Origin of the sequence: Mesorhizobium sp. M7A.F.Ca.CA.004.04.2.1 (genome assembly GCF_004022825.1) — a bacterium.
Taxonomy (GTDB): domain Bacteria; phylum Pseudomonadota; class Alphaproteobacteria; order Rhizobiales; family Rhizobiaceae; genus Mesorhizobium.
In genome coordinates, this window is record NZ_RZPH01000600.1 from 1 (window position 1) to 3,770 (window position 3,770).

The window sequence follows — 3,770 nt, forward strand, 5'->3', positions numbered from 1 at the left end:
CCCCTCGCTGCTGTGCCACGCCGCGTGGCCGTCGCCGGACTTCGAAGACGCCGAGGCTGCAGCCGACATCAATTGGCTGGTCGATCTCGTCTCCGGCATCCGCTCGGTGCGCTCGGAGATGAACGTGCCGCCGGCAGCCATTGCACCGCTCGTCGTGGTCGGCGCCAACGCTGTGACACGCGAACGGCTTGTCCGCGAAGAATCGGCGATCAAGCGGCTGGCGCGGGTCGGCGACATCTCGCTTGCCGATGTCGCGCCCAAGGGTTCGGCGCAGATCGTGCTCAACGAGGCGACGATCTGCCTGCCGCTTGGCAGCCTGATCGACCTTGTCGCCGAGGCAGCACGGCTGCAGAAGGAATTGGCCAAGGTGACCGAGGAGATCGCGCGGCTGCACAAGAAGCTGTCGAACGAGAGGTTCGTCGCCAGCGCGCCGGCCGAGATCGTCGATGCCGAGCGTGAAAAGCTCGCTGAATACCGCGATGCGCAGGACAAGCTGTCGGTCGCGTTGGCCAGGGTTCGCGACGCCGGTTGAGGATAGATTCGCGAGACTTTAGCCCTCTCTAAAGTGCTGGTTTTTCGCGTCGAAAATCTGGATGCCGTTGCGTTAATATTGACGTAAACGGAAGTTTTAGCCCCATTGTTGCCATAATGTAACAATGGGGCTCCTGGAGCCCCAAAAAGGCCTGTTTTCGAGCCTTTTTGGATGGTTCTCTCTGTTTTTTGAGAGCCGCTCAGCCTTCACAGACCATTTTTCGGCTTTGCCGCACTAGGTTGCATTTCCTCGAAAATGCGCCTGGCCAATGTGTACATGTACGCCCGCGAATTCGTTGTTGCACCGTTAACCTGAATTGGTTCTAGCTTGATGCACTCGAATTCGGGGAGGACATTTCATGACTATTCTGCGACTGAAGGCGCTGCTGGGGGCGGGCTGCTTTTCGCTGGCTTTGATCGGGACGGCGATGAATCCGGCACATGCCGGCGGCCTGGAGCGCGGCGGTTACGATATCGATTTGCTGTTCGATCCGGCTCCGTTCGCGACCGAAGCCGAATCGACCTATGTGATGCCGCAACGCAAGCTCAAGAATGCGGTGGACACCAACCCGCTCGACGGCGATTTGACGCCTCTGGGCAGCACGGCGAAGGACAGCGAGAGCTATTGGGTGCCGCGGATCGGCGTCAAGGCGCAGATCGTCCAGGGTGTCGACTGTATGTTCGACTATTCCCAGCCTTGGGGTGCGCACACAAATCCGGGTCTTTGGGCCGGTGCCCAGTCCAACATGGAAACCGACATCAAAAGCAACAACTACGCCACAACCTGCTCCTACAAGATGGACGCCGGCAAAGGCCAGGTTCGCTTCATCGGCGGCGTCTACTACCAGGAAGTCTATGGCTTCAAGCAGGACCTGATATCGCCGCTGGTGCCGGATTTCCAGGGTACCGGGCGTGTCGATCTCAAGGGGACCGGCTGGGGCTGGCGCGCCGGCCTGGCCTATGAAATCCCCGAGATCGCACTGCGCGCCAGCCTCGTCTACAATTCGCGGGTCAAGCTCGACAATATCTCGGGCACGCTGGATTTGACGCATGTTGGCAGCGTGGTGCTTCCGATCTACGGCTCAACGCAATACATGCCGGATACAGTCGAATTGAAATTGCAGTCAGGCATTGCGCCAGGCTGGCTCGCCTTCGGTTCGCTCAAGTGGGTCAATTGGAGCCTGCTGCAGAGCGTTCCGATTTGCGTCGTAGGTACCCCCGCAGGGGCATGCGTCACTGGTGATGCTCTCCATTCGGGCCAGATCACCTCGCTGGACCTGATGTATCGTGACGGCTGGACAGTTACCGGCGGCATTGGCCACAAGTTCAACGATCAGTGGAGTGCTGCCGGCCAGCTTTCCTGGGATCGCGGCACGTCGCATGGCTATGGCTCGCAGACCGATACCTGGACACTGGGCGGCGGCGTCGCCTTTACGCCCAAGCCGAACATCGAAGTGCGTCTGGCCGGCGCGGTTGGGGTGCTGACCAGCGGCCATTCTGGAGCGTTGGCTGGTGAGAACGGATACGTCGCCGGCACGGATGTCAGCTACGACTTCGGCAACGATCTGGTCACGGCGATTTCAGGTGGCCTTAAGATCAAGTTCTAAGTCTCTGACAATTATAACAAAAGGCCAGGGATTACCCGGCCTTTCAGACTGCTGACAAACCCCTGGCATTTGCTGGGGGTTTTTGATTCACTGGGTCATGTTGAAGCGACCCGCCCCTGAACAGACCGCGCTCGAGATGGTGACGCTGGATCAGTTGGTTCCTGCCGATCACCTTTTGCGCAAGATCGACCGTGTGATCGATTTCACCTTCGTCCACGATCTGACCGCGCCGCTGTATTGCCCCGACAATGGCCGCCCGCCACTCGACCCGACCTTGATGTTCAAGGCGCTGTTCATCGGCTACCTGTTTGGCGTTCGCTCGGAGCGGCAGCTGGTGCGCGAGATCGAGGTCAATGTCGCCTATCGTTGGTTCCTGCGACTGAAGCTGACGGACAAGGTGTTCGACGCCTCGACGTTGAGCCAGAACCGGCGGCGTCGTTACGACGACACCAGCGTGTCGCAGGCGATCTTCGACCGCATTGTTGAGCAGGCGATCCGGGCGGGCTTGGTCGACGGCACGGTGCTGTACACCGACTCCACCCATCTGAAGGCCAACGCCAACAAGGGCAAATACGATCTTGCCATGATCGCCAAGTCGCGGGCCGACTATTGGGCCGACCTCGATCGTGCGATCGACACCGAACGGGCGCTGCATGGCCAGAAGCCGCTGAAGCAGAAGGAGCGGCGGCCTGCGGTTAAGGAGACCAAGGTCTCGCGCACCGACCCCGACAGCGGCTACATGGTGCGCGAGGGCAAGCCGAAGGGCTTTTTCTATCTCGACCATCGCACGGTGGATGCGGCGCACGCCATCATCACCGACACGCACACGACGGCGATCGTCCACGATTCGACCGTCTACCTGTCGAGGCTCGATCGGCAGGTGCAGCGCTTCGGCTTTGATGTCGGCGCCGTCGGGCTGGACGCCGGCTATGCCACGGCAGGCATCGCCAAAGGACTGGAGGATCGGGCAATCCGCGGTGTCACCGGTTATCGTCGCCCCAGACCGCCCAAGCCCGGCATGATGGGTCCGTCCTCCTTCACCCATGAGCCGGCGGCTGATGGCTATCGCTGCCTACAGGGCCAGATGCTGGCCTACGCCACCACCGACCGCAATGGCTACCGCCACTACAAGAGTGACCCGGCTATCTGCCGCGACTGCCCGCTGCTTGCCTCCTGCACCAGCAATGCCAAGGCCCAACGCACCATCATCCGCCATGCCTGGGCCGATGCGAAGGAGCGCACCGACGCCAACCGGCTGACCGCATGGGGCAAGGCTATCTACCGCCGCCGCAAGGAGACCGTCGAGCGCTCCTTCGCCGACGCCAAGCAACTGCATGGTCACCGCTATGCGCGGTTCCGAAGTCTCACCAAGGTCGCCTGCCAGTGCCTGATCGCCGCCGCCGCCCAGAACATCAAAAAGATCGCCCTTTGCCTGTGCCCGAAACCCAAGCCGGCCCGCGCATGAGGCTCAATGCCTCTTGTCAAAATCTCCTGACACAAACAGTCCAAGACACTTCAATCACATAACAAAAAACCCCGCCGAAAATCGACGGGGTTTGTCAGCAGTCTGAAAGGCCGGGGATTACCCGGCCTTTTTTGTTTGGGATCGCATCGCCCCGATTTGTCTCATCC

At 60.5% G+C, this 3,770-nt stretch carries 2 protein-coding genes and 1 pseudogene; all 3 read left to right on the forward strand.

The genetic code is table 11. The annotated features are described in order from the left end of the window. A pseudogene (locus EN893_RS23445) lies at window positions 1-532 on the forward strand (valine--tRNA ligase); the annotation flags it as partial. A 358-nt stretch (window positions 533-890) separates the two neighbouring features. After that, window positions 891-2,138 carry an OmpP1/FadL family transporter gene (locus EN893_RS23450; protein WP_127267802.1) on the forward strand — a complete coding sequence of 416 codons (1,248 nt, stop codon included), beginning with the start codon at window positions 891-893 and terminating at the stop codon, window positions 2,136-2,138. Between the two features lie 97 nt (window positions 2,139-2,235). Then, window positions 2,236-3,603 carry an IS1182 family transposase gene (locus tag EN893_RS23455; protein WP_127267801.1) on the forward strand — a complete coding sequence of 456 codons (1,368 nt, stop codon included), beginning with the start codon at window positions 2,236-2,238 and terminating at the stop codon, window positions 3,601-3,603. The last annotated feature ends 167 nt before the right edge of the window (window positions 3,604-3,770 follow it).